General features: G+C 56.5%; 21 protein-coding genes and 1 tRNA gene. 18 read left to right on the top strand and 4 right to left on the bottom strand.

The features are described 5' to 3' along the window. Nucleotide 1: 1 nt before the first annotated feature. The 12 genes from C1J05_RS10915 to C1J05_RS10860 all read left to right on the top strand — a co-directional run bounded on the left by C1J05_RS10915 (nucleotide 2) and on the right by C1J05_RS10860 (nucleotide 14,510). Nucleotides 2-703, top strand: coding sequence for a DUF1326 domain-containing protein (locus C1J05_RS10915; RefSeq protein WP_114870276.1), 702 nt, complete (start codon nucleotides 2-4; stop codon nucleotides 701-703). Continuing rightward, entirely contained in the window at nucleotides 703-1,209 is a 507-nt protein-coding gene (locus C1J05_RS10910) for a DinB family protein (RefSeq protein WP_114870275.1), read from the top strand. The genes C1J05_RS10915 and C1J05_RS10910 overlap by 1 nt, the downstream gene beginning before the upstream one ends. After that, nucleotides 1,209-2,312: a dimethylsulfoniopropionate demethylase gene (locus tag C1J05_RS10905; RefSeq protein WP_114870274.1), complete on the top strand. Its 1,104-nt coding sequence runs from the start codon at nucleotides 1,209-1,211 to the stop codon at nucleotides 2,310-2,312. The genes C1J05_RS10910 and C1J05_RS10905 overlap by 1 nt, the downstream gene beginning before the upstream one ends. A 99-nt stretch (nucleotides 2,313-2,411) precedes the next feature. Then, a complete protein-coding gene (gene acuI / locus C1J05_RS10900) occupies nucleotides 2,412-3,401 on the top strand; it encodes an acryloyl-CoA reductase (RefSeq protein WP_114872271.1) in 990 nt (329 codons plus the stop codon). A 166-nt stretch (nucleotides 3,402-3,567) separates the two neighbouring features. Beyond that, nucleotides 3,568-5,415: a BCCT family transporter gene (locus C1J05_RS10895; protein ID WP_114870273.1), complete on the top strand. Its 1,848-nt coding sequence runs from the start codon at nucleotides 3,568-3,570 to the stop codon at nucleotides 5,413-5,415. Nucleotides 5,416-5,514: 99 nt separating this feature from the next. Then, nucleotides 5,515-6,741 (top strand): aminotransferase class V-fold PLP-dependent enzyme, encoded by a 1,227-nt coding sequence (locus tag C1J05_RS10890; protein ID WP_114870272.1) that lies wholly within the window; start codon nucleotides 5,515-5,517, stop codon nucleotides 6,739-6,741. Nucleotides 6,742-6,796: 55 nt separating this feature from the next. After that, nucleotides 6,797-8,218, top strand: coding sequence for a cryptochrome/photolyase family protein (locus C1J05_RS10885; RefSeq protein ID WP_217621154.1), 1,422 nt, complete (start codon nucleotides 6,797-6,799; stop codon nucleotides 8,216-8,218). Between the two features lie 80 nt (nucleotides 8,219-8,298). Continuing rightward, nucleotides 8,299-9,507, top strand: a complete 1,209-nt coding sequence (locus tag C1J05_RS10880) for an SAM-dependent methyltransferase (protein ID WP_114872270.1) — start codon at nucleotides 8,299-8,301, stop codon at nucleotides 9,505-9,507. 15 nt (nucleotides 9,508-9,522) lie between these two features. Beyond that, on the top strand, nucleotides 9,523-9,963 hold the full coding sequence (locus C1J05_RS10875) for a TrgA family protein (RefSeq protein ID WP_114870270.1): 441 nt from the start codon (nucleotides 9,523-9,525) through the stop codon (nucleotides 9,961-9,963). A gap of 4 nt (nucleotides 9,964-9,967) precedes the next feature. After that, the gene (locus C1J05_RS10870; protein ID WP_114872269.1) at nucleotides 9,968-11,095 is read left to right on the top strand and encodes an NUDIX domain-containing protein; all 1,128 of its coding nucleotides are present in this window, start codon (nucleotides 9,968-9,970) and stop codon (nucleotides 11,093-11,095) included. Between the two features lie 83 nt (nucleotides 11,096-11,178). Next, nucleotides 11,179-12,216, top strand: coding sequence for a cysteine synthase A (locus tag C1J05_RS10865; RefSeq protein WP_114870269.1), 1,038 nt, complete (start codon nucleotides 11,179-11,181; stop codon nucleotides 12,214-12,216). Beyond that, nucleotides 12,213-14,510, top strand: coding sequence for a DUF3772 domain-containing protein (locus C1J05_RS10860; protein ID WP_114870268.1), 2,298 nt, complete (start codon nucleotides 12,213-12,215; stop codon nucleotides 14,508-14,510). The genes C1J05_RS10865 and C1J05_RS10860 overlap by 4 nt, the downstream gene beginning before the upstream one ends. A 17-nt stretch (nucleotides 14,511-14,527) precedes the next feature. Here C1J05_RS10860 and C1J05_RS10855 read toward each other — a convergent pair whose 3' ends face one another. Then, nucleotides 14,528-15,688 carry an AI-2E family transporter gene (locus C1J05_RS10855; RefSeq protein ID WP_114870267.1) on the bottom strand — a complete coding sequence of 387 codons (1,161 nt, stop codon included), beginning with the start codon at nucleotides 15,686-15,688 and terminating at the stop codon, nucleotides 14,528-14,530. A gap of 133 nt (nucleotides 15,689-15,821) precedes the next feature. On the opposite strand from C1J05_RS10855, the gene C1J05_RS10850 reads away from it, so the two are divergent. From C1J05_RS10850 to C1J05_RS10825, 5 genes are all read left to right on the top strand, one after another. Next, nucleotides 15,822-15,911 (top strand) — tRNA-Ser (locus C1J05_RS10850). A gap of 193 nt (nucleotides 15,912-16,104) precedes the next feature. Continuing rightward, nucleotides 16,105-17,244, top strand: coding sequence for a site-specific integrase (locus C1J05_RS10845; RefSeq protein ID WP_254684581.1), 1,140 nt, complete (start codon nucleotides 16,105-16,107; stop codon nucleotides 17,242-17,244). Nucleotides 17,245-17,252: 8 nt separating this feature from the next. After that, nucleotides 17,253-18,359 (top strand): hypothetical protein, encoded by a 1,107-nt coding sequence (locus tag C1J05_RS10840; protein ID WP_114870266.1) that lies wholly within the window; start codon nucleotides 17,253-17,255, stop codon nucleotides 18,357-18,359. A 110-nt stretch (nucleotides 18,360-18,469) separates the two neighbouring features. After that, entirely contained in the window at nucleotides 18,470-18,679 is a 210-nt protein-coding gene (locus C1J05_RS10835; RefSeq protein ID WP_114870265.1) for a MerR family transcriptional regulator, read from the top strand. 1,274 nt (nucleotides 18,680-19,953) lie between these two features. After that, a complete protein-coding gene (locus C1J05_RS10825) occupies nucleotides 19,954-21,144 on the top strand; it encodes an adenylate/guanylate cyclase domain-containing protein (protein WP_205388903.1) in 1,191 nt (396 codons plus the stop codon). An 83-nt stretch (nucleotides 21,145-21,227) separates the two neighbouring features. Here C1J05_RS10825 and C1J05_RS10820 read toward each other — a convergent pair whose 3' ends face one another. Both C1J05_RS10820 and C1J05_RS10815 read right to left on the bottom strand, forming a co-directional pair. Beyond that, nucleotides 21,228-21,686, bottom strand: a complete 459-nt coding sequence (locus C1J05_RS10820; protein WP_205388902.1) for a MaoC family dehydratase — start codon at nucleotides 21,684-21,686, stop codon at nucleotides 21,228-21,230. A gap of 146 nt (nucleotides 21,687-21,832) precedes the next feature. Next, nucleotides 21,833-22,579 (bottom strand): winged helix-turn-helix transcriptional regulator, encoded by a 747-nt coding sequence (locus tag C1J05_RS10815; RefSeq protein WP_114870262.1) that lies wholly within the window; start codon nucleotides 22,577-22,579, stop codon nucleotides 21,833-21,835. A gap of 145 nt (nucleotides 22,580-22,724) precedes the next feature. Here C1J05_RS10815 and C1J05_RS10810 point away from each other — a divergent pair, with 145 nt between their 5' ends. Next, the gene (locus C1J05_RS10810; RefSeq protein WP_114872266.1) at nucleotides 22,725-23,006 is read left to right on the top strand and encodes a DUF4242 domain-containing protein; all 282 of its coding nucleotides are present in this window, start codon (nucleotides 22,725-22,727) and stop codon (nucleotides 23,004-23,006) included. Nucleotides 23,007-23,526: 520 nt separating this feature from the next. Here C1J05_RS10810 and C1J05_RS10805 read toward each other — a convergent pair. Next, entirely contained in the window at nucleotides 23,527-24,414 is an 888-nt protein-coding gene (locus C1J05_RS10805; RefSeq protein ID WP_162798004.1) for a LysR substrate-binding domain-containing protein, read from the bottom strand. Between the last annotated feature and the right edge of the window lie 26 nt (nucleotides 24,415-24,440).

The following is a 24,440-nucleotide window of genomic DNA, read 5'->3' as shown; positions in this document are numbered from 1 at the left end:
CATGGCGACCAAAAGACCTGATGCGGATCGTTTGCCAATATCGCAACGGATCGACCAGCGGATGCCCAACCCCAAACGGCGGCAGACAAATGCAACCGAATGGGCAATCAAGGGAGAGCTGTTCCTGAACTGCTCGTGTACCGTATTCTGCCCCTGTGTTGTTTCACTGGGTGCACACCCGCCGACCGAAGGCCATTGCCACGCGTGGATGGCGATTGCCATTGATGAGGGCCATTACGAAGGCGAGGATCTGGGTGGTCTGAATGTCGGGCTGCTGGTGGATATTCCCGGTCGCATGGGCGAGGGCAACTGGAAGGTCGCCGCTTATGTCGACGAACGTGCCAGCCAGAAAGCCTATAATGGCATCCTGCAAATCTTTTCCGGAGCCGCGGGCGGCACGACGGGCCTGTTCACGATGCTGGTGTCCGAAATCATCGGCGCGGAAAAGGCGCCGGTCGAGATCGTGCGCGAAGGCAATCGCCGGTCGATCAATATCGGCCGCAAGATACAGGGCGAGATCGAGATGATCGCGGGGCTGAGCCCGGAACATCCGGTGATGGTCAGCAATTCCAAATACTGGATGGGGCCGGACATAATTGCCGCCAAGGGGCTGAAAAGCCGCGTGCGCGATTACGGGCGGGTGTGGGATTTTGCCGGCATGTCGGCCGAAATCTGCCCGATCGACTGGAAAGGCCCCAAGTGATGATCGACCGCGGGTATTGCGTCACGATGGCGCGCTACAATGCGTGGCAGAACACACAGATGACCGACACTCTCAAGGCGCTGGATGAAAAGGCTTTGCATCAGGACCGGGGCGCGTTTTTCGGATCGATCATGGCGACGCTCAATCATCTGGTCTGGGGCGATCATCTGTGGATTTCGCGCTTTGACGGGGGCGATCGGCCTGCGGTGGGCCCCAAGGAAGGACTGGTACAGCACCCCACTTTTGCCAGTTGGAGCGCCGCGCGGTTCAAAACCGATGGACGGATTCTGCAATGGGCGCAAATGCTGAACAATATCGACCTGAAAGGCGATCTGACATGGTTTTCCGGCGCCGTTGGAAAAGAACTGACAAAGCCCAAGGAGATCTGTGTGATGCAGCTTTTCAATCATCAGACCCACCATCGCGGGCAAATCCACGCGATGATGACCGCCGCAGGACTGAAAACGTCCGATACCGATCTTCCCTTTATGCCGGAACCTGAATAATGGCCCTGATCTCTCCCTCCCGCCGTTTGCGGCGCACCCCTTTTTCCGACGGCGTCGAGGCCGCTGGCGTGAAAGCGTACACGGTTTACAACCGGATGTTGCTGCCCACTATGTTCGAGACGGTTCAGGCCGATTACCGGCATCTGAAGGATCACGTGCAGGTGTGGGATGTGGCCTGCGAGCGGCAGGTGGAATTGCGCGGCCCGGATGCGGCGCGTCTGATGCAAATGCTGACGCCGCGCGATCTGCGCGGCATGCTGCCGGGGCAGTGTTACTATGTGCCCATCGTCGATGAAACTGGCGGGATGCTGAACGATCCGGTTGCGGTCAAATTGACGGAAGACCGCTGGTGGATTTCGATTGCCGACAGTGACCTGTTGTTGTGGGTCAAGGGCGTGGCCAACGGTTATCGGCTGGACGTGTTGGTGGATGAACCCGATATTTCGCCACTGGCGGTGCAGGGGCCCAAGGCCGACGATCTGATGGAACGGGTGTTCGGAGAGTCGGTGCGCAGCATCCGCTTTTTCCGCTACGGGCTTTACCAGTTCGAGGGGCGCGATCTGGTCGTGGCACGATCAGGCTATTCCAAGCAGGGCGGGTTCGAGATCTATGTCGAGGGCAGTGATATCGGCATGCCCTTGTGGAACGCGCTGTTCGAGGCCGGAGAAAATCTGAACGTGCGGGCCGGGTGCCCCAACGGGATCGAGCGGGTCGAGGCGGGTTTGCTGTCTTACGGCAATGACATGACGGATGACAACACGCCGCATGAATGCGGGCTGGGGCGGTTTTGCGACACCCAGACGGCAATCGGCTGTATCGGGCGGGATGCATTGCTGCGGGTGGCCAAGGAAGGGCCGGTGCAGCAGGTGCGCCCGATTGCGATTGACGGCGATGCCGTGCCCGGATGTGACCGCGCGTGGCCGGTCTTTGCCAAGGGCAAACGTGTGGGGCAGGTGACATCGGCGGCCTGGTCGCCCGATTTCAAAACCAACGTGGCCATCGGCATGGTGCGCATGACCCATTGGGACGCGGGCACCAGGCTTGAGGTCGAAACCCCCGATGGCATGCGCGGTGCAACCGTGCAGGAGGCATTCTGGTTGTAGTCCCGCCAACCCCCGCCGGAGCCTCCGGCGGGAGTATTTGCGGACAAATGAAGAGGAAGGCGGTGCGCAAGGTGCCGCCGCGTGGAACAGGAGAATAAGATGTTTAACGCATTGGTCGTGAACAAGAATGAAGACGGAAAAACCAGCGCAGCGGTGTCGCAGATCAGTCTGGATGATCTGCCCCATGCCGAGGTGACTGTCGCGGTTGAATATTCCACGGTGAATTACAAGGACGGGCTGTGCATCGGTCCGGGGGGCGGTTTGGTGCGCAATTATCCGCATGTGCCCGGGATCGATTTTGCCGGCACTGTCGAAAGTTCAGAGGACGCGCGCTATAAACTCGGCGACAAGGTGGTGCTGACAGGCTGGCGCGTGGGCGAGGCGCATTGGGGCGGATATTCGCAGAAGGCACGGGTCAAGGCCGACTGGCTGGTGCCCTTGCCCGAAGGGCTGGACACGCGCGCTGCGATGGCGGTAGGAACGGCCGGTTTCACCGCGATGCTGGCGGTGATGGCGTTGGAGGATCACGGGCTGAAGCCGGGGCACGGGCCGGTACTGGTGACCGGCGCTGCCGGTGGGGTTGGATCGGTTGCCACGGCCATTCTGGCGCATCTGGGACACGAAGTGGCCGGTGTAACCGGACGCCCCGAAACTGCCGATTATCTGAAATCGCTGGGCGCAACACAGATTGTCGCGCGCGAAGACATCAACGAAACCGTCAAGCGTCCGCTTGAGGGCGAAACCTGGGCGGGCTGTGTCGATGCCGTGGGGGGGGCAATGCTGGCGCGGGTGCTTGGACAGATGAAATACGGGGCTTCCGTGGCTGCTGTTGGCCTTGCCGGCGGGGCGGATTTGCCTGCGACGGTCATTCCGTTCCTGTTGCGCGGTGTGAACCTTTTGGGGATCGACAGCGTGATGCAGCCCTATGACAACCGAGTGCGGGCCTGGGCGCGGATTGCCAAGGATCTGCCGATGGACAAGCTGGATGCGATGGTGCAACCGGCGACGCTGGGCGATCTGCCGCAACTGGGGAAAGACATTCTGAAAGGCCAGGTCAAGGGCCGGGTTGTGGTGGATGTGAACGCGTAAGTGGCAAGGGATTAAAAGATCAAAGGCAGCGCAAGCTGCCTTTTTTTGTTGACATAGTGCCGCTTATGATGAGCCTGAGATGTATGTATTGCTGCAATATCAGGCACAATAAAAACGCAATACGCAAAAATGACCGTCTTTCTTTCGGGCGGCAGTGGAGGGAAAAATGCCAATAAAACCAGCTCTAACGGAGCTGCCGATCAAGACGGCAGCGTCCGGATTTTATCGAGGGTTCACCAAGGATGTGACCATTACGGCCAAGTTACTGGTCGGTGCGCTGATCCTGTGGGCCATCGCGTTCCCCGATCAGGCGGCCAGCGTTCTGGGGGCACTGAACAGTATCATTCTTGCATCGTTCAGTTACTGGTACGTCTATGTGATGGCGTTTTTCGTGATCCTGTGTTTCGCGCTGGCGCTGTGGCCGACGGCGGGCAAGCTCAAGCTTGGGCTTGAGTCTGACAAACCGGAATTTTCGAACTTTTCGTGGTTTTCCATGATGTTCGGCGCCGGTATCGGTATCGGGATGCTGACCTTTGCAACGGCAGAGCCGATGTATCATTTCGGATCGAACCCCGCGACGATCATGGGTGACACCGAAGGCAGCACTGCCGGAAACGTGCGGGATGCCTATATCTGGTCGTTCACCCACTGGGGGCTTGCGGCATGGGCGTCTTATGCGATTGTCGGGCTGGCGCTTGGCTATTTCTCGTATCGGCGCGGGCTGCCGTTGACCATCCGGTCGGCACTGGTGCCGATTTTTGGCACAAAGCTGTCTGGTCCGGTAGGACATGCTGTGGACGTGGTGGCGGTTGTTGCCACGGTTCTGGGTGTGGCGCAGACGCTGGGCTTTGGCGTGGAGCAGTTTATTGCGGGCCTTTCGCGGATCGGCTTCGGCGACTGGCTGTACACGACGGCGGCGGATGGTTCGCAATCATCCTCGACCAGCGCGATCATCTTTGCACTGCTGATCATCATGGGTGCATCGACGCTGTCGGCGCTTTCCGGTGTGGGCAAGGGGATCAAGTGGCTGTCCAACATCAACATGGGCCTCAGCTTTTTCGTTCTGACCTTCTTTGTCATCTTCGGATCGACCTTCTTTGGGCTGTCGGCGTTGTTTGTCGGTATCTGGGATTATCTCCTGTCCATTCCGGGGAACATCTTTACCGTCTGGTCGGCAACACCCATGGATGCGTTTGTGGCAAATGTGCCGGCAAGCGTTCAGGCGTTGCCCGCCGAGACGCTGTCGGCCGTGTATGACGGCGCGACAAGCCCGTGGGGCACTTTGGCGTCCTTTACCGAAGGATTGCCGGAAGGTGCCGCATCTTTGCCGGCAGGTGATATTGCAGCGGCCTATGCTGCGGCCACCGAAAGCAGACTGTCGGGCTGGCAGGGTGCCTGGACCATCTTCTACTGGGCCTGGTGGATTGCGTTCGCGCCGTTCGTCGGCGTGTTTCTGGCACGGATCTCGAAAGGTCGTACGGTGCGGGAATATGTTCTGGGTGCGATGGTGATCCCGGCGCTGATGTGTTTCGTCTGGTTCGCGATCGTGGGCGGTACAGCCATCGATCTGGAACTGACCGGCGAAGCAAACGGTGCCATTGTCGGCGCTGGTCAGGCAGACCAGTTGTTCGCGATGCTGGGTGTGATCCTGAGCGAAACACTGGCCTGGCTGATGTCGATCCTGATTGTTGTGCTGTTGCTGACCTATCTGGTCACGTCGGCGGACAGCGCGGTGCTGATCATCAACACGATCAACGCGGCGGGTGATGAAGGACCAAAGGCGCGCCCGCATATCCTGTTCTGGGGCGCTGCCCTGGCATTGGTTGTGGGCGGTCTGATTATTGCCGGCGGTCTGGGCGCGATCCAGACGGCGATGGTGATCGGGGCCTTGCCGTTCAGCTTTGTGATGGTGTTGATGGGCGTTTCGCTGATCAAGGCGATCTGGCGTGACGGGCAGCGTATCAAGCATGGTTTGCCCACCACATCGGTTGTCGCGGCCGAACCCGCGGAATAGCAACCGCGTTACAATTTACTCTGCAAGATCAGGCCGCCTTTCGGGGCGGCCTTTTTTTGTGGTCTTGACGCATGATGCGGGACGCGCCACCAATCTGCCATGACACTTGATATCGATTTTGTCCGGGCGCAATTCCCGGCGTTCAGCGAACCGAGCCTGCGCGGTCAGGCCTTTTTTGGAAACGCGGGCGGGTCTTATACCTGCAAGCCGGTGATCGACCGGTTGTTCCGCTTTTATACGCAGCGCAAGGTGCAGCCCTATGCGCCCTATGCCGCGTCACAACTGGCGGGCTGCGAAATGGACGAGGCGCGCGCCCGGCTTTCGGCCATGCTTGGGGTGGCGGGCGACGAGTTGAGCTTTGGCCCGTCAACGACACAGAACACCTATGTTCTGGCCCGTGCGTTCGGGGACTGGATGCAAAAGGGCGAGGCGATAATCGTGACCAATCAGGATCACGAGGCAAATTCCGGGCCGTGGCGGCGTCTGGCCGATCAGGGGATCGAGGTGCGCGAGTGGAAGATCGACCCCGTTAGCGGTATGCTGAACACCGATGATCTGGATGAGTTGCTGGACGAAAAGGTACGGTTGGTGTGCTTTCCGCATTGCTCCAACGTGATCGGCGCGATCAATCCGGTGGTTGAAATCACTGCAATGGCCCATGCGGCGGGCGCGTTCGTGTGTGTTGACGGGGTCAGTTATGCGCCACACGGGTTCCCCGATGTCGGGATGCTGGGGGCCGATATCTATCTGTTATCAGCCTATAAGACATACGGGCCGCATCAGGGATTGATGGTGATCCGGCGGGCCTTGGGGGAATTGCTGCCCAATCAGGGGCATTATTTCAATGCGGACAGCTTGTATAAACGCTTTACCCCGGCGGGTCCGGACCATGCCCAGATAGCCGCCTGCGCCGGAATGGCGGATTACATCGACGCGCTCCATGCACATCACGGTGGTGGCGGCGATATGGCGCCAGCCAGGAAATCCGCCTTTGTGCACGACCTGATGCGCGCCCATGAAACCAGACTGTTGCAGCCGCTTCTGGACTGGGCAAACATCCGTAATTCCGTCAGGCTGATCGGGCCGGACAAGGCGAGCGGACGGGCGCCGACCGTGGCGCTGGATCTGGGGCGCGCGGCCTTTCCGCTGGCGAAAAAGCTGGCGGATCGCGGGATCATGGCCGAGGGCAGTGATTTTTATGCGGTGCGCGCGCTGGAAGCGTTGGGTATCTCGCCCGAGGACGGTGTGCTGCGGCTGAGTTTCACCCATTACACCGCACAATCCGAAATGGACCAACTTTTGAACGCTTTGGACGATATCGTTTAATCCGGACGGACGTGGCGCGCGTATAAAGCTAAAAGACGATAATAAAAGGCACCTTGTGCAGTCAAATACCCCCATCATAATGTGGTTCCGGCGCGATCTGCGCCTGTCCGATCACCCGGCACTTTGTGCGGCGGCTGAGTCCGGCCGCCCTGTCATACCCGTATTCATCTGCGATGACGCGGTGCGCGGGTTGGGCACCGCGCCACAATGGCGTCTGGGTCTTGGGGTCGGCCATTTGCAGGACCGCCTGCGCGAAAAGGGCAGCGATCTGATCCTGCGGCAGGGGCGCGCGCTGGATATGTTGCAAGACCTTATCCGGGATACGGGTGCGACGGCGGTTTACTGGAGCAGGCTCTATGATCCGGATACGGTGGAACGCGATACGGAAATCAAGGCAACGCTGAAGGATCAGGGCATCGACGCGCGATCCTTTGGCGGGCATCTGATGTTTGAACCGTGGAGCGTGGAAACAAAAACCGGCGGGTATTACAAGGTATTCACGCCGTTCTGGCGGTCGGTGCAGGGGCGCGATGTGGCCTATCCGCTGGCTGAACCCGCAACCCTGCCGGCCCCCGATGACTGGCCAAAATCAGAGCCGCTGGCAGATTGGGCGCTGGGGCGTGGCATGTATCGCGGCGCAGAGATCGTGCGCCCCCATATCCAACTGGGCGAGGCAGCGGCGCAGGACAGGCTGGATTATTTTATCGATGAACTGGTGGGGGACTACGTTGCCAACCGGGACCGTCCGGGCGTGGATGGCACATCAAACCTGTCCGAAAACCTGGCTTTGGGCGAAATCAGCCCGCATCAGTGCTGGCATGCGGGCGCGCGCGCGCAGGATCAGGGCAAACAGGGCGCGGAAACGTTTCTCAAGGAACTGGTGTGGCGCGAGTTTGCTTATCACCTGATGCATCACACACCGCGTATTCTGACCGGTAACTGGAAACCGGACTGGGATGAATTCCCTTGGCAGACTGACGGTGATCATCCCGATGTGCTGGCGTGGAAACAGGGGCGCACCGGATTGCCCTTTGTCGATGCCGCCATGCGCGAGATGTATGTGACAGGCCGGATGCACAACCGCGGGCGGATGATCGTGGCCAGTTACCTGACCAAACATCTGCTGACCCACTGGAAAATCGGGTTGGACTGGTTTGCCGATTGCCTGACCGATTGGGATCCGGCCAGCAACGCGATGGGCTGGCAGTGGTCGGCCGGATCGGGGCCGGATGCGACACCCTATTTCCGGGTGTTCAATCCTGCCAGCCAACTGGACAAGTTCGACCCCAAGGGCGTCTATGCCGATAAATGGATCGCCGAAGGCCGCGCGCGGCCAAGTGCCACCGCGTTAAGCTATTTTGATGCCGTTCCAAAGCGCTGGGGCCTGTCCCCGGATGATGCGTATCCCGACCCGATTGTAACGCCGGCGGACGGACGCAAAAGGGCACTGGGCGCCTATGAAGATCGTGGATTCTGATGAAACATATGACTGAAACCTTGAAGGGCCACGCCGCAGCGCCTAGCCTTTTTCTGCAAGAGAACGAAGAAGGAGCGGGGATGATCCTGACGACAACAGACGGCCAGAAAGGGCTGCCCCGTTATTTTTCGAATGTTTTTGCGATGTCGCAAGGCATGAACAACGGACGGGTCGATTTTGTTTTGCCCGATGGCCGCCGGTTTCGCGCCCACGGCAAGAATCCCGGTCCCGTGGCCGAAATTGACATACACAACGACGATTTGTTCGCCCGCCTGATCCGCGAAGGCGATCTGGGGTTCTGTGACGGCTATCTTGAAGGATGGTGGTCGACCCCCGACTTGCAGGCGTTCATGGATCTGGTGCATGCCGACAACGAAGACATATATGACGGGTTTCCCGGAATGGGCATTGTACGTCTGTTTGAACGGGTGCGGTTCTGGCTGCAGCGCAACCACAAGAACCAGGCGCGCAAGAACATTTCCTATCACTACGATCTGGGCAACGATTTCTATAAATTGTGGCTGGACGACACGATGACCTATTCCAGCGCCATCTTTCAGACGGGGCAGGAAAGCCACGAGGCCGCCCAGATTGCCAAATATGCCAGTATGGTGGATCAGATGGGCGCACAGCCCGGCGATCATATTCTGGAAATCGGCTGTGGTTGGGGCGGTTTTGCCGAATACGCCGCCAAAGAGCGCGGCCTGAAGGTGACAGGGCTTACCATCAGCGAAGAGCAAATCAACTATGCACGAAAGCGCATTGAAAAGGCTGGGCTTTCCGGAATGGTGGATTTCAAGCTTCAGGATTATCGCGACGAAAAGGGCGTCTATGACGGCATTGCCAGTATCGAGATGTTCGAAGCGGTTGGCGAACAATACTGGCCGATCTATTTCGAAACGGTGCGTGAACGGCTGAAGCCGGGCAAGAACGCGACCTTGCAAATCATCACCGTTGCCGACCGGCGTTGGGACGTTTACAAGCGTGGGCCCGATTTCATCCAGAAATACATCTTTCCGGGCGGCATGCTGCCCAGCCCGTCTGTGCTGCGCGCGCAGATCGAAAAATCCGGTCTTGGCATCGTCCGGTCGCTGGAATTCGGCAAAAGCTACAGCCTGTCATTGCGGCGCTGGCATGAAACATTCAACGAAAAGTGGGATCAGATCGCAGCCCTTGGCTTTGATCAGAGGTTTCGAAGAATGTGGAATTTTTATCTCACCTCTTGCGCTGCGACGTTTGAAAGTGCCAACTGTGACGTAACCCAGATCACAATATCACGGCCCACATGATTCAAATGAAGATACATGCCTAACGCCGCCCGCCTTGTCGCCGCTGTCGGGCTGGCTGTGCTGGCCTTTATCGCCTCCGGTATGATTATGCCGTTGATGCCCGAAAGCACGGATTTCGGGTATTTCACAATCGTGAACATCGTTCTGGGCGTGCTGTGCGGCTGGGTTGTGATGGGCAAGCGGGCAGGGCGGGGCACCACGGCCGCGATCAACAACGGGTTTACCGGTATGGTCAGTCTGGTGTTCTGGGGTCTGTTCGTGCAGGGCTGCAACGAAATGGTACGCCTTGCGATGCGTAACCGCTATGACAACGCGTTCGAAGCGGTGATCGCGATTTTCGAACTGATGGCCCAGTTTGGTATGGTGTTGCTGAACGGCCCGCTGATCATGGTTCTGGTGATCGGCGGCGTGATTGTCGGCCTGCTTACGGAACATGCGTCGCGGAAATGGCGCTGACGGCATGACTTCATTCTTTTGTTATGGCACGTTGCGGCATCTGCCGCTTCTCGGGATCGTGTTGGGGCGCGCACCTTCAAGTCTGGACATGGCGCAGGCGGTGTTGCCCGATCATGCTGTGTACTGGGCCAAGGATCAGACCTTTCCGATGATTGTCGCGCAGGCTGGCGCGCAGGCGCAGGGCCTGCTGATCCGCGGGTTAAGCGATGAAGACGTGGCGCGGCTGGATTTCTACGAATCCGGGTTCGATTATGATCTAAGCCCGGTCCATGTGGTGACGGAGGACGGCAATGCCGAACCGGCACAGGTTTTTTTCCCCGATGTATTGCTGTGGCAGCCCGGTGCGCCGTGGTCCCTGACCGAATGGGAAAAGGATTGCGGGCCACTGGCCTCGACGGCCGCGATAGAAGTGATGGATTATTTCGGGGTCAAATCCGACGATCAGATCGGGCGCATGTTCCCGATGATACAGGCCCGCGCCGCCGCCCGTCTGAACGCAGCGGCGGGCGTGCCGGTCAGCCCAAGCGGCCTGAGCCGCGCGGATGTCCGGATTTCACAGCACCGGCGCGCCTATGCCGATTTCTTTGCGCTGGATGAATATGATCTGTCGTTTCGCCGGTTCGACGGGCAGGAAACCGATATTGTCAAACGTGCGGTTTTCATGGGCGGGGATGCTGCAATTGTGCTGCCCTACGATCCGGTGCGCGATGTGGTTCTGCTGGTGGAACAGATGCGCATGGGGCCGCTGGGGCGTGGTGATCCGGATGTCTGGCAGCTTGAACCGGTTGCGGGGCGACTGGATGCCGGGGAAACGCCGCAACAAACCGCCTATCGCGAAACGCTGGAAGAGGCGGGGGTTGAACTTTATACGCTTGAAAACGTTGCGGATTGTTATCCGTCCCCCGGCGCATCCAGCGAATTTTTCTATGTCTATGTCGGCCTTGCGAATTTGCCGGATAAGACCAATGGCACCGGCGGGCTGGACAGCGAGAACGAGGATATTCGCGTGCATCTGATCGGATTTGATGCGCTGATGGCGATGCTGGATCGGGGCCATATCCGGAATGCGCCGCTGGTGCTGGCCACGCTGTGGCTGGCGCGGCACCGCGACAGGTTGCGAAATACCGCCTGACCCCGTCAATGGCTTGAGGTCGCGGCGGCGCGCGGGTACATCTGACCAAGGCGTCAACGCCACTGAATAATCGAGGACGTATCATGCACATTGCATCAGATCTGGCCGGGGCGGTCGGCAACACTCCGTTGATCCGGTTGAAACAGGCCAGTGAGGCAACCGGATGCGAGATTCTGGGCAAGGCCGAATTCATGAACCCGGGCCAGTCGGTCAAGGACCGTGCGGCGTTGTTCATCATCCGTGATGCGATTGCGCGCGGTGATCTGAAACCAGGTGGCACGATTGTCGAAGGCACGGCGGGCAACACCGGCATCGGTCTGGCGCTGGTCGGCGCCTCGATGGGGTTCAAGACCGTTATCGTGATGCCGGAAACCCAAAGCCAGGAAAAAAAGGATATGTTGCGCCTGATCGGAGCAGAGCTGGTTCTGGTGCCGGCGGTGCCCTATCGCAATCCGAATAACTTTGTGCGCTATTCAGAGCGACTGGCGCGCGAAATGGCCAAGACCGAACCCAACGGCGCGATCTGGGCGAACCAGTTTGACAACGTGGCCAACCGACAGGCCCATGTCGAAGGCACCGGACCGGAAATTTGGCAGCAGACCGACGGCAAGGTTGACGGGTTTATCTGTGCGGTCGGATCAGGCGGAACGCTGGCCGGTGTGGCGCAGGCCTTGCAACCCAAGGGGGTCAAGATCGGATTGGCGGATCCGGATGGCGCATCGCTTTACAATTTTTACACCAGTGGTGAACTGGTGATGTCCGAAGGTGGGTCGATCAATGAAGGGATCGGGCAGATCCGGATCACCAAGAATCTGGAAGGTCTGACACCGGATTTCAATTACAACATTCACGATGCCGAGGCACTGCCCTATGTGTTTGATCTGCTGGAACACGAAGGTCTGTGTCTGGGCGGTTCATCCGGCATTAACATCGCGGGAGCGGTGCGGATGGCCAGAGATATGGGACCGGGCCATACGATCGTAACCATATTGTGCGATTACGGCACGCGGTACCAATCCAAGCTGTTCAATCCTGATTTCCTGCGCGAAAAGAACCTGCCGCAGCCGCGCTGGCTGACACAGGCGCCGGCCAGCATCCCCGGCGTGTTCGAAGACGTATGAAAACGTTACGCACCCTTATCGCGGCCTTTTGCCTTGTGCTGTGCGCCGGGCTGGCCGTTGCCCAAGGCAAGGCGCCGGATTACGACGCGTGGGACTCGACTGCTGCGCGCGCCGAGGCGGCCATTGAGGCCAATCGTGCGTCGGTCATCACGATGGAAAACCTGCGCAAGGAAATCGTGGCGTTCCGCAAACAGTTTCAGGACGCGCAAAGCATCAATGACACTCGCATAAGTACGCTGAATGCGCAGCTTGAAGCGCTGGGTCCTGTTCCCGAGTCAGGCGATCCGGAACCGGTAGCCGTGCGTCGTGAAAACCTGAAGAACCAACTGGCTCAGGCGCGCGAGCCTGTGGTCGCGGCACAGGAAGCCTATAGTCTTGCTGATGCTCTTGTGTCGGAAATCGACAAGCTGATCCGCGAACGGATGCGCGACGATTTTCTGGAACGGTCCCCGTCGCCTCTTAACCTGTCGGAATGGCCCGTCGCGTTTGAACATGTTTTGCGATCCTTGCGTGCCATCGGAGCCGAGTCAAAGGCGATGCGCAACGCGCCCACCCGCACCGTAACGACACGCGATAATCTGCCAGTGATTATTGCACTGGCCGCGATTGGCCTCGTCCTGATCGCGCGCGGCGGGCGCTGGTCCAAACGTCTTGGCGCGCGTTTCGCTCTTTTGGGTGGGGGCGGCGCGCGGATCTGGCAGTTGATCGTCTCGCTTGGGCGCATCATTCTGCCGTTGATTGGTCTGGTGGCTATTGCACAGGCCTTTGTTCTGACCGGAAATCTTGGGTTGCGCGGTAGCACGCTTATCTTCGCCATTCCCGCGTGGGGGGCGATTATCCTGTTGTTCCGCTGGTTGTGCGAACAGGTTTTCGCAAAAAACGAAGATGACCCGCTTTTGAATTTGCCGCTTCAGCGCCGCGCCGAGGCACGGTTCTACGGCACATTCCTCGCGGTTCTGATCGTGTTGCGCAGCTTTTTCGAAATGCTTTCGAATTTCGAACGGTTTTCCCCTCAGGTCGAAGCGATCCTGTTTTTCCCGCAAGTCCTGTTGGCCGGATTGGTGTTTTCGAGGTTGGGCCAGATCTTGCGCAACATCCCGAAACCGGAGGACGACGAGGACGCAACGCAGAAAAGCAATGCGGAATGGCTGGCGCGCAATATCGGCACGGCCATGGCGGCGATCGGCATTGCGACACCAATACTTGCCGCGTTCGGATACACCGCCGCCAGCAAGGGCATCATTTTCCCGATGATCGCAACCACCTGGGCGCTGGCCCTGGTGTTGGTGCTGAACCGGCTTGCAACCGACATTTATGTCTGGGTCACAAAAAAGGGTGAGGCAGGGCGCGATGCGCTGGTACCGGTCCTGTTGGGGTTTGGGCTTACTCTGGCATCACTGCCGTTTCTGGCCTTGTTCTGGGGTGCCCGGATTGCTGATCTGTATGAATGGTGGCTGAACTTTCTGGGCGGATTTTCCATCGGCGGCGTCCAGATTTCTCCTTCGGCGTTTCTGACATTTGCTGTCGTTTTTGCCATCGGCTATTCGATCACCCGCTTGTTGCAAGGGACCATGCGCAACACGGTTCTGCCAAAAACGCAGATTGATCCCGGCGGCAAGACAGCGATTGTTGCGGGGCTGGGATATGTCGGGATTTTCATTGCATCCGTGGTGGCGATCACTGCGGCGGGCATCAATCTGTCATCAATTGCGATTGTGGCTGGTGCGCTGTCCGTCGGGATCGGTTTCGGTCTTCAGACCATCGTGCAGAACTTTGTCAGCGGGATCATCCTGCTGATCGAACGTCCGATTTCCGAAGGCGACTGGATCGAAGTGAATGGCCAGATGGGATATGTGCGCGATATTTCGGTGCGCGCGACACGGATCGAAACCTTTGACCGCACCGATGTGATCATACCCAACGCCGATTTTGTCAGCGGTACGGTCACGAATTATACGCGCGGCAATACCGTGGGTCGTGTGATCGTCAGCGTCGGTGTGGCTTACGGCACCGATACCAAACGCGTGGAAGAGATTTTGCGCGAGATTGCGAACGCGCACCCCATGGTTCTGGCCAATCCGGCACCGAACATCGTGTTCCAAAGCTTTGGTGCGGACTCGCTGGATTTTGAAATCCGGGCGATCCTGCGCGATGTGAACTGGGTATTGTCCGTGAAATCCGACATGAACCACGAAATCGCGAAACGGTTCGAAGAAGAAGGTATCGAAATTCCGTTTGCCCAGCGTGACATCTGGTTGCGCAATCCCGAAGTGCTGAACCGCGGCGAAGGCTGAAGGCGGGGTTTATCGCCTTACTTGCCGTTTGTCGCGGACCGGTGCGGCGCGGCCGGATCGATATCGACATAGGGTTCCGGATCGGGCAGGCCTTCGCGGGACAACAGGATCGCCACCGGGCGCAGCACCTCAAACTGGCCGCAGATGATCATGCCTGCCACCATGATCGGAACCGACAGGAACATGCCCGGAATGCCCCAGACCGCCCCCCAGAAGGCCAGCGACAGGATGATCCCGAACGAGGAAACGCGCAATGTTCGCCCGGTCAGAAGCGGATCGATCACGTTGCCGATGACGAACTGCAAGATCGCCACGATCAGGAAAATCGCAAATGTTGCCCCGGCATCGCCCAGTTCGACATAGGCGACCAGTGTCACCAGCAGCGTCGCCACGATAGAGCCGACTGACGGAATATAGTTCAACACAAAGGTCAGAACCCCCAGCGCCACGGCCAGTTCCAGCCCAAAGCCGACGCAGACCATACCGACCAGAGTTCCGGTAACGGCCCCGACCGATGTTTTGACCAGCAGATAATAGTTCACGTTGTGCATGATCGACGCGATCACTCGGCGCACCTGTTGCGCCCGTGACGGATCGCGCAACATATTGTCCAGCTTGGCCCCGAACCAGATCCGTTCGACGAACAGGAACCCGACAAACAGGATGACGATGACAGTGGCCGACATCAGGTTGCCTGCCTGTCCCGCGATGGTGCGCAGATACCCCGAAACCTTGATAGAGCCGAGGGATTGCAGGATCGACGCCTCGACCTCTTCACCCATCCAGGCGAACAGCGATGCGATCGCGGCGGGGGCGCTTTCGGATATGCGCAATGTGGTCATCAGAACCGGGTTCACCTGACTGAGAAGGATCGACGTCAGGATCAGCAACGAGGCCGAGATGATGGCAAGACCGCCCAGACTGGCCAGCCAGTTGGGGATGTGCAGCGGGCCGATACGCTGACGGGCGATGAAATTGATCACATCGCTGGTCAGGCTGAAAATGATGATTGCAACCACCAGATTGATCAGCAGAAACCGGGATTGTACCAGAACCTCTCCCGCGACGGCACAGGCGATGATCACCAGAGCAATGGCCTGCACGGTACCGGTGTCAACGCGACGGCGCGAAGTCGGTTCGGTGCGGGAAGGCGAAGTGGCCGGGTCAAGATCGTTCATAACGTGCCGGATGTCCTGTGGTCTGGTTTTACCGGCATGAGGCTACTGGAAAGCACCGCATGAAACAATCGTACGATTGTTATGCGCTTGGCCCTTGCAATTGCATTGCGGGCTGGTCTAATCAGCGTCCCACGGACAGGTGGCCGAGTGGTCGAAGGCGCACGCCTGGAAAGTGTGTAGGCGGGAGACCGTCTCCAGGGTTCGAATCCCTGTCTGTCCGCCACCACCACATTTTCTACATTGCATAGAGTTAAGTTAAGCGGCTTTCATACCTGCTTTATATGGCTCTACGCGTCTCTTGACGTTTCATTGGCTTTTACCCGATTTTACCCGTATGCTTTCATTGCGTGGTATGATTGGTGGTATTTCTCGTGGCAGCATTGAGTGGTAAGCTGACTAAGAAGCTGGTTGAGAACTTGGGACCTGGCCGTCATGGCGACGGCGCGGGGCTTTATCTGGTTGTCGATCCGTCCGGCGCGCGGCGCTGGATTGTGCGTGTGACCGTCAAAGGCCAGAAAAACCGCAAGGGCGCGCCGTTGCGTACGGACTTTGGGTTGGGCGGTGCAGATATAGTCACGCTCAATCAAGCAAGAGAACGCGCGCTTGAATATCGCAGGATGGCCAAGACGGGATTGAATCCCCGTTTCAACGCGCAGCGTGAAATCCCGACCTTTGAGGAAATCAGCCGTCAGGTGCATATTGACCGCATGCCGACATGGAAAAACGCAAAACACGGTCAGCAATGGATGAACACACTGCGCGACTATGCGTTTCCCAAAATCGGACGCATGCCGATTGATAGCATTGGCCAACCCGAAGTCCTGATGTGCCTGTCGCCGATCTGGACGGACAAGCACGAAACGGCCAAGCGACTGGCGCAGCGTATCAAGACAGTGCTGGATGTGGCCAAGTCCAAAGGGTTCCGGTCGGGTGAGAACCCCGTGACGGCGGTGCGTGATGCTCGCGTGTTGCCGAGCGTCAAAGCCAAGCCGCAGCACCATGACGCGATGCCGTGGCGCGATGTGCCAGCCTTCTATGCAGAGTTGGACGGACGCAGTGCGATGGCGGCGAAGGCGCTGCAGTTTACGATCTTGACCGCTGCGCGCACGTCCGAAGTGCTGGACATGACGTGGCCGGAGATTGATGTTGAGGCGCGCCTGTGGACTGTGCCAGCGGCACGCATGAAAGGCGGCAAGGCACATCGCGTGCCGCTGACGGACGAAATGTTGGCAATACTGGAACCGCTCAAGGCGATGGCGTCGACTTATGTCTTCGAGGGTCAGAAACGCCACCAGCCGCTCTCCAACATGTCGATGCTGATGTTATTGCGCCGCATGGGCCGGAAAGATGTTACGGTACACGGGTTTCGCAGTTCGTTTAGGGACTGGGCGGCGGAGGAAGCGGGCGCGTCACGCGAACTGGCAGAAGCGGTTTTGGCGCATCAGGTGGGATCGGATGTGGAGCGGGCTTATGCGCGGTCGGACTTGTTGGAGAGACGGCGGCAGTTGATGGTACGCTGGTGTACTTTTGTTGTCAGCATCGACAAAAATTCTTAGAGGTCTTCATGGTCGAGCGATTTACATCAGACGAAATTGAGCGATTAAACAAGCTACTAACAGTTGAAATTAACCCATATTTGTATGGCGAGGGTGATCCGGTTTGTTTACCACTGGGTGGAAAAACCGAGAAATGGCTTTTCGAAACGCGAGTGAACTTGCCGGCCGATGTGCAAGCGGAACTTGAAAGGATCGGTTTTGACGAATTACCAAAAGCCTTCAGGGTTCAATTATTAAACGATATACTTGAAAATAGGCAAACCAGTTCGGCTCCAAAATGGTGGGAGATGAATTTTTTCGAGGCGGGTTTCGATGACCTTTGGGACTTCTTTGCCGAGCAATGCCGGCAGTATTACGATGACACGAAATACCGGCAGGAAGTCTTTGATAGCTACGTGAGTTCTCTAAAAGAGTTGGAGCAAGCGCAGCACGTACTTAGGGTTAGCAAGGTAAACAAAAACTTTTTTTCTGAAGAGCAGCAGAAACAAGCTCTAGATATATACGACAGTTCCTACCCAATTGACTTTATAGATTACGAGGAAGCGCCACGAAAAATTCGCAGTCCTTTGGACGGTATAAGGTCATTCATTGCGCCCGAATTAAGCGACTTGAATTCCATTTTCACGAAGAGGTGGTTTGAGTTCAAAATATTGGATGAATTGGCTGGTTTCACCTCTTTCCGCCATGACGGCGCAAGAGACAGCGATTTATCCAAGAGAATTGCCAGACAGGTGAGAGGGTACATGTACGGACAAGTTCTTTCTTTGGGGCGCATGGTAGAACATTACCGCTGGAAGTTCAGTTATGAGGAAGATGCGCTGAGGGGCATCCAGTCCACAGTTACAAGCAAAGTAAGAGGTGAAAAGGGTGGCGCAGCATCTCGCAAACGACGCTTGGCCAACCTTGAAATTTTGATCCAGGAAATCGAGAAGTTGTCGCAATCTGTTGGCACGTTCAGTGAAGAGCGGATCGTCGAACAGGCATTTGAAGCAGCAAGAGATCGCGAAGCTAAAATGCCATCTTCTAAAAGAACGTTAGACGAGTATGGCACTGCGCTGCGCTCCGAAGAACCGTTCAAGTCTCGATATGAAGCGGTGTTTCGCAAAAACGCTTAAGCGATTTCCATTTTCTGGAAGACGCTTAAGGCCCCGATATCACTTGATGACAGGCGGGTAAATCTGCCCATACTGCAAAGCCATCGCAACCAACCCGAGAGGTTCCAACGATGGCAAATATCTTCGACGCAGACCGTATGTACTTTCCTGAAGACCCCGAGATGCGGGTGTTCGGATCAATCGAAAAACTCGCGCAGTGGCGGCACCGCAATGTGGGGCCTGCCTTTATTCGAATCGGGCGCAGGATCGGGTATTACGGTACCGATCTGAACGCTTATCTCTCCAACCAACGCACCGACCCCAGTACGGAGGTCGCGTGATGCACGATCCGCTCCTCCAAATCTCTCCTTTTGAAAGTGATTGCGGCCAACTGATTGGCCATGATCCACGCAGTGTACCACCGGAAGGCTGGAGAAACCGGCCTTTCATTTCGGGTCTCAAAGCAATCCGGGCCAAATGTCTCGACTGCGCTTTTGATCCGAAAGAGGTTCGCAAATGTGTCCAGACAGACTGTCCGCTCTGGCCGCTGCGCATGGGGTGCGTGCCCAAAGGCTACAGAACTGGCGCCATCAGGCCGAAAACGTCCGGTGACGGGCTCGTGCCACCCTTTGCCCCCGCGGACTGCCCAACCAATCAAAATCCAAGTGATGAGAAGGATTTCTGATGAAAAACCCCAACACCGCAAGCGGCGCCGGGGCTTCTCAAGTGACATCAACTGCCACCCTCACAAGTTCAGTAGATGCCACATCAGACCCCATTCCTGCAACGAAAAATGAAAGGAGGTTCCGGTGGTGCAAACACAGCAATTCGGTGCAACCTCTAAAGCTCCTCAACGGGAGCATCGATTATGGCAGCTAAGGCGTACAAGGTGAAAAAACGGGGGGCTGGGCGTCATGTCCAGCTCCCCGAGTGGCTGCAAAGGACGGAGGCCTGGACAACGATGAAGCCGGGACCCCGTGCACTCTACGTTGAACTGAAACGCCGGTTTAACGGGCACAACAATGGTCGCATCTATCTCAGCCACAGGGATGCGGCAATTGCGTTGAACCTACATCGCAACACCGTCGGGCCATACTTTGCGGAACTGGAAGAGCGGGGCTTTGTCGTCATGACAGCGGGTCCGCATCTCGGGCCAAGCGGCTCTGGCATTTCGGCTCAATGGGCGCTGACTGAACTTCCCATGGCGGGCGCAAGTAAGGCGCGAACCGACTTCAAGAAATGGAAAAACCCCGCACAAAAACCGTGCATCACTGTCATAAATTCAGTGCGTCCGAGAAAGGCAGGATAGGCGTACGCACAAAAAATGTGACGGATCGGCGTGTTTTGGTATCCGAAAGCGTCACAAAAAACGGGACATATATACATCTAGCCATAGGCAAGGCTTTAGATCGAATGGGCACGGTCCGAGAAAGGCTCCATCAGATTGTTAATCCTAATGGACGCCTTCCAAACCGGACGTTCATGCAAGACGCGGCGAACGGCTGCATCGAGCCCTTAGTGACCGCTAGAATTATTGCCTAACTTGTCCGTAAACATGCTATTTGGCTTTGTATCCCAATTACTGGCTAAGAGTTTAAGGTATTTAAAATCTTTGGTGGCAAATCAAACAAAAAAACCAACACCCAAAAAATGGGATCATAACGTGGTCATTGACTGGCTGGTCGATGAGGGAAGATTTTTGCCTGATATGGATGAACTGGTTCACCAGCTGGGTAACCATATGGTCAAGTTGGGCGTTCCTCTTTGGCGACTACGTATGGGTATCAAAACAGTGCATCCCCTTATCGCCGCGTATTCGACAGTCTGGGAAAGAGATACGGGGCAGAGCCAGCACATCGCAAACCCCCACGGCCTCGAAAATCGCAACGTCTATATTGGCAGCCCGTTGGCCCATATCTCGGAAACTGGAAATTCTTTCAGAAAGCGGCTTTTTCAAGATTTATCGTTGGATGTTCACGAATCCCTGCATGAATTGAAAGCTCGCGGGGCGACCGATTATTTCGGTCTGCCCATGAAGTATACGGATCAGGCCATTGGTGTGCTTATTTTTGTTACGGATTCGACCGATGGATTCGCACAAATAGACATAGCGCACTTCAAAAAAATTGCTGCCATCCTCGCGCCGATTACAGAAAGCTATCGGTCGCGGCAAATTGCAACTGCTGTTGCCGAAACTTATCTGGGACCAAGCACCGGCCGGAAAGTGTTGGATGGGCAAATAACCAGAGGCCATATTCAGAGCATCAATGCCGCCATACTCATGAGCGATATTCGTGATTGGACAGGTCTAAATGATCGCCTTCCAGCAGATTCGGCCATTGCTCTGGCCAATGGATTTTTTGAAGTGATTGCCGAAGCAGTCGAGACGAACAGTGGAGAAGTACTAAAATTCATCGGCGATGCTGTTCTAGCAATCTTTCCTGCAGATGATGAAAACTGTTCCCCCCAACAGGCCTGTCAAAATGCCTATTCAGCCGCCACAAAGGCCCTACAATGTGCCGCACATTCGAAACCATCACTGGGAATAGACTTCGGTATCGGCTTGCACTTTGGAGAGGTGCTATACGGCAATGTCGGGTCAAAATCCCGCATGGATTTCACGGTCTCCGGGAGGGCTGTGAATACGACAGCACGAATTGAAAGCATGTGTTCCAAGTTGGACAGGCCACTGCTTGTGTCAAATGAAGTTGCAGTTCATTTGGATAAAGAAATGCAACTGATTTCCAATGAAAAATTAAGGGGGTGTGAAAATAAAATTAATATCTTTGCCCCTGCAACTTCATGAATATATTCTAGCTGACATGTCCGTCATCAGAACGTTTGAGCAGTGGCGGCTTTGTCCGCGTGGCAGTCATTCATACCAATAAACTAGATGTCTGCTTTCCGGCGCGCCATCACGTGGTCCATAGTTAGACTAAGTACCTCTATGCCGTCTTGGTTGTATGCCCGGTATAGGAACCGAACCGTTCCCCGATCTGGCTTCGAACGTGATGGCGTGAGCACCTCGACCGATACGCGCGCGCGGAGCGTGTCGCCGGGGAACACTGGAGCGAGCCACCGCACCTCATCCATGCCATGGCCACCAAGGTTGGTCCCGGTAAGAACGCCTGTGTCACGGAATAGCCGGAAAGTGAGCGCTATAGTTTGGAAGCCGCTGGCGATGAGACCACCGAAAATCGACTCCGTTGCCGCCACCTTGTCTACGTGGAAAGGTTGTGGATCGTGCACCAGGGCGAAATCAACGATCCCACCCTCTGTGAGCGTGATCCCACCAGTCTCGAATGTGTCTCCGACCGATAAATCGTCGAAGTACTTGCCGCTAATCATGACGAAAACCTAAGTGAACGGGGTGCGGCTCGTCAACAAACTCACGTTCCCCGGCAATTCCCGCGGGAATCTTTACCTCAGAGCCCGCCGATACCGGTCTTTACTTGGTGGTCTGCTTCGGCCGCTGTTGCAGGCGGATCTTCTGGTTATTCCGCTGCAGCTTGTGACGCTACAGGCTCAGATGCGGAGTTCCCGTCCAACTGCATAACTTTATCAGGGTCTTCGACTTTGCGATTGTATAGCCAACGGTCCATGGTCCGCGACAGGATCGCATCCCCGCTAAGGAACAGCCGGCCTTCTTCGATTTCCCGTGCAATGGTTGTGCGGCTGATGATGATCGAAGACAGCGACAAGCAATTTGTTTCGACAAAAAGATCGATATCAAAGCCATGTGTTTCGGAACAGATTTCTACTGGATGTCCAGGACGGGCGATGACCCAGTACGTGTCATATTCTAATCTAGGGTCACTGAACCGAAACTGCATGACCACCTGCCGGTTGGGAAGCTTATCGGGGTAAATATAGCCGCGCATTTTCCACATCAGCGTGGACACATCCATGTCTTCCAATGCCACCCTGGCCTCGATGTTGCACTGTGCCCAACTGGCCAATGCCTCAAGCGCGGGTTCAAGTTCTATGGCGCGCTTAGTTCTGATGTAATCAACTTGACCGGTCGCCGGGTCTTCAATCCTTTCGATCATCCCTTGAGCGGTGAGTTCTTTGAGACGGCGCGACAGTAGCGCTGTTGAGATATTTCCAACACCACGTCGAATGTCGTTGAAGCGGGTCGCTCCTGCCCACATTTCGGACAGGATCGGTATTGTCCAGCGCGGTTCCAGAGCATTGGCTGCATGAATGATCGGGCAAATCAGTCCGTAAGGTTTGGTTCCCATAGATAACCCTCCTCACGAAGAAGCATACAGAAAATGGGCTTTTGTCGCCAGTTCACTTTGTGAAGCGGGCGCGCTTCACCATCTGAACTATGCCGGAACGGGCCTGATGGCGAACATAGGTCACCCAGCATTCAAGGAGGTTGAAATGCCCAAATTCATCGTTGAAAGAAACATTCCCGGTGCCGACAAGCTGACTGCAGCAGACCTGTGCGACATATCGGCCAAGTCAAATGCCGTGGTCGACGGTCTTGGAGTACCCTATGTCTGGCACCACACCTATGCCGCCGGCGACAAGCTCTATTGCGTGCATGAGGCGGACAGTGCGGATGATATCTACCGTCACGCCAAAGAGGGCGGGTTCCCCGCAGATCTTGTTTCGGAGATCAAGAACACTTTTGGCCCGGAAACCGCCGACCAAACCGCATAAGTGACTTCACCTGGGAACGCGGGAAACCACAGTTCCCAGGCTAAACACCAACGGCGGTTTCGTCCGCAAGGCGGTCATTAATACAGAGTGCAGCGAACGTCTGGTGCCGGTAAAAGCAGCCATTCGGAACAAAAGTTTCGAATTTTCAGTCGCTAACGGCGGCTTAACGCGACGAACCGGTCATCAGAGAAGAACAGTCGAATGACTGCATCGAGCCCACAGGCGACGTTGATCCGGTTCATTAAATGGAAGGCAAATGCCAATGTTCCGATTTACGCCGCCGCAGAAAAGCTCGGCCGTGGTAGTATGAACAAAACGCGTCTTGTGCCGACGCCTTTGCGTGTCGATGGTTGTTAGAGACGCGCACATCGCCAAAGCTCTGATTTGGTCGAGCCCCCAGCCAGAATCTTCAACCGGCGCTCTATGGCGAAGTTTTTCACCATTTCTTACAGAAAACAGAGTTTTTCAACACAATCAGCCCAAAGCAGACCTGCCGTCAGCGCTCCATACAAGGTAAAGATCAAGCACGGTTTAGCTGCTCAAGTTCATTTTGGTACCATTCGGCAAAAGCAATCAGGCGCGGGTCCGGGTATGCGGTCTCAGCATAAACGACATACATGCTTTTCTCAGAAGGAACTGTTTCGGGATGCAGTCGAACGAGGTGGCCATTGCGTACATCGGCTTCGGTCAACAGGGTGTCGGCGAGCGCAACGCCATTGCCCGATAAAGCAAGATCAATGGCCTTGGCGCGGTCAGAATACTCAATCAGTTGCTGGCGCGCGTCAGGAAAGGCATTGCACTGAGCAAACCATCTCGGCCAATCGCCTTGAGTACCGAGGTTATATGCAAGGGGCAACTTGGCAATCTCTTCAGGAGACATTGGCAAATCATACTCTTGCACCAGTTCCGGTGCGGCCACTGGGCCGACCTGATCTTGCCTGAGCAAGATCGAAGCGAGGCCTGACCACGAACCGTCTCCGTACCGCACTGCACCGTCAATATCACTGCCTTTGAGGATTACGACATCTGCGTCCATCTCCGGCATAATGCGAATATCTGGATAAACCTCGTGAAAATTCCGTAGCAGGGGCAACAGCATTCGGTTTGCGTAGAACGGAGCAACTGACAGCTTCAGACTACCAGCCATCTGCTGACTGCTGATCCGCTCAACAGAGGCCTGCATTTGCGCAAAAGCACCAAAAAGACCTTCAGCAAACTCTCTTGCTGCATCCGTCAGCACGAGTTGGCGGGTCTTTCGGTGAAAGAGTTTCTTCCCAAGATGATCTTCGAGTGCACGAACCTGATGGCTTATCGCCGCCTGTGTCACATTTAACTCTTCTGCCGCTTTCTTGAAGCTCTGATGCCGGGCGGCGGCTTCAAAGGCGTGTAACTGTTTGAGCGGAGGCATTCGGAAGACCATAACGCATCATACAC

This window comes from Sulfitobacter sp. JL08 (genome assembly GCF_003352045.1).
Classification (GTDB): Bacteria; Pseudomonadota; Alphaproteobacteria; order Rhodobacterales; family Rhodobacteraceae; genus JL08.
The sequence above is the reverse complement of the archived record's forward strand: the minus strand, read 5'-3'. Positions and strand labels throughout refer to the sequence as shown.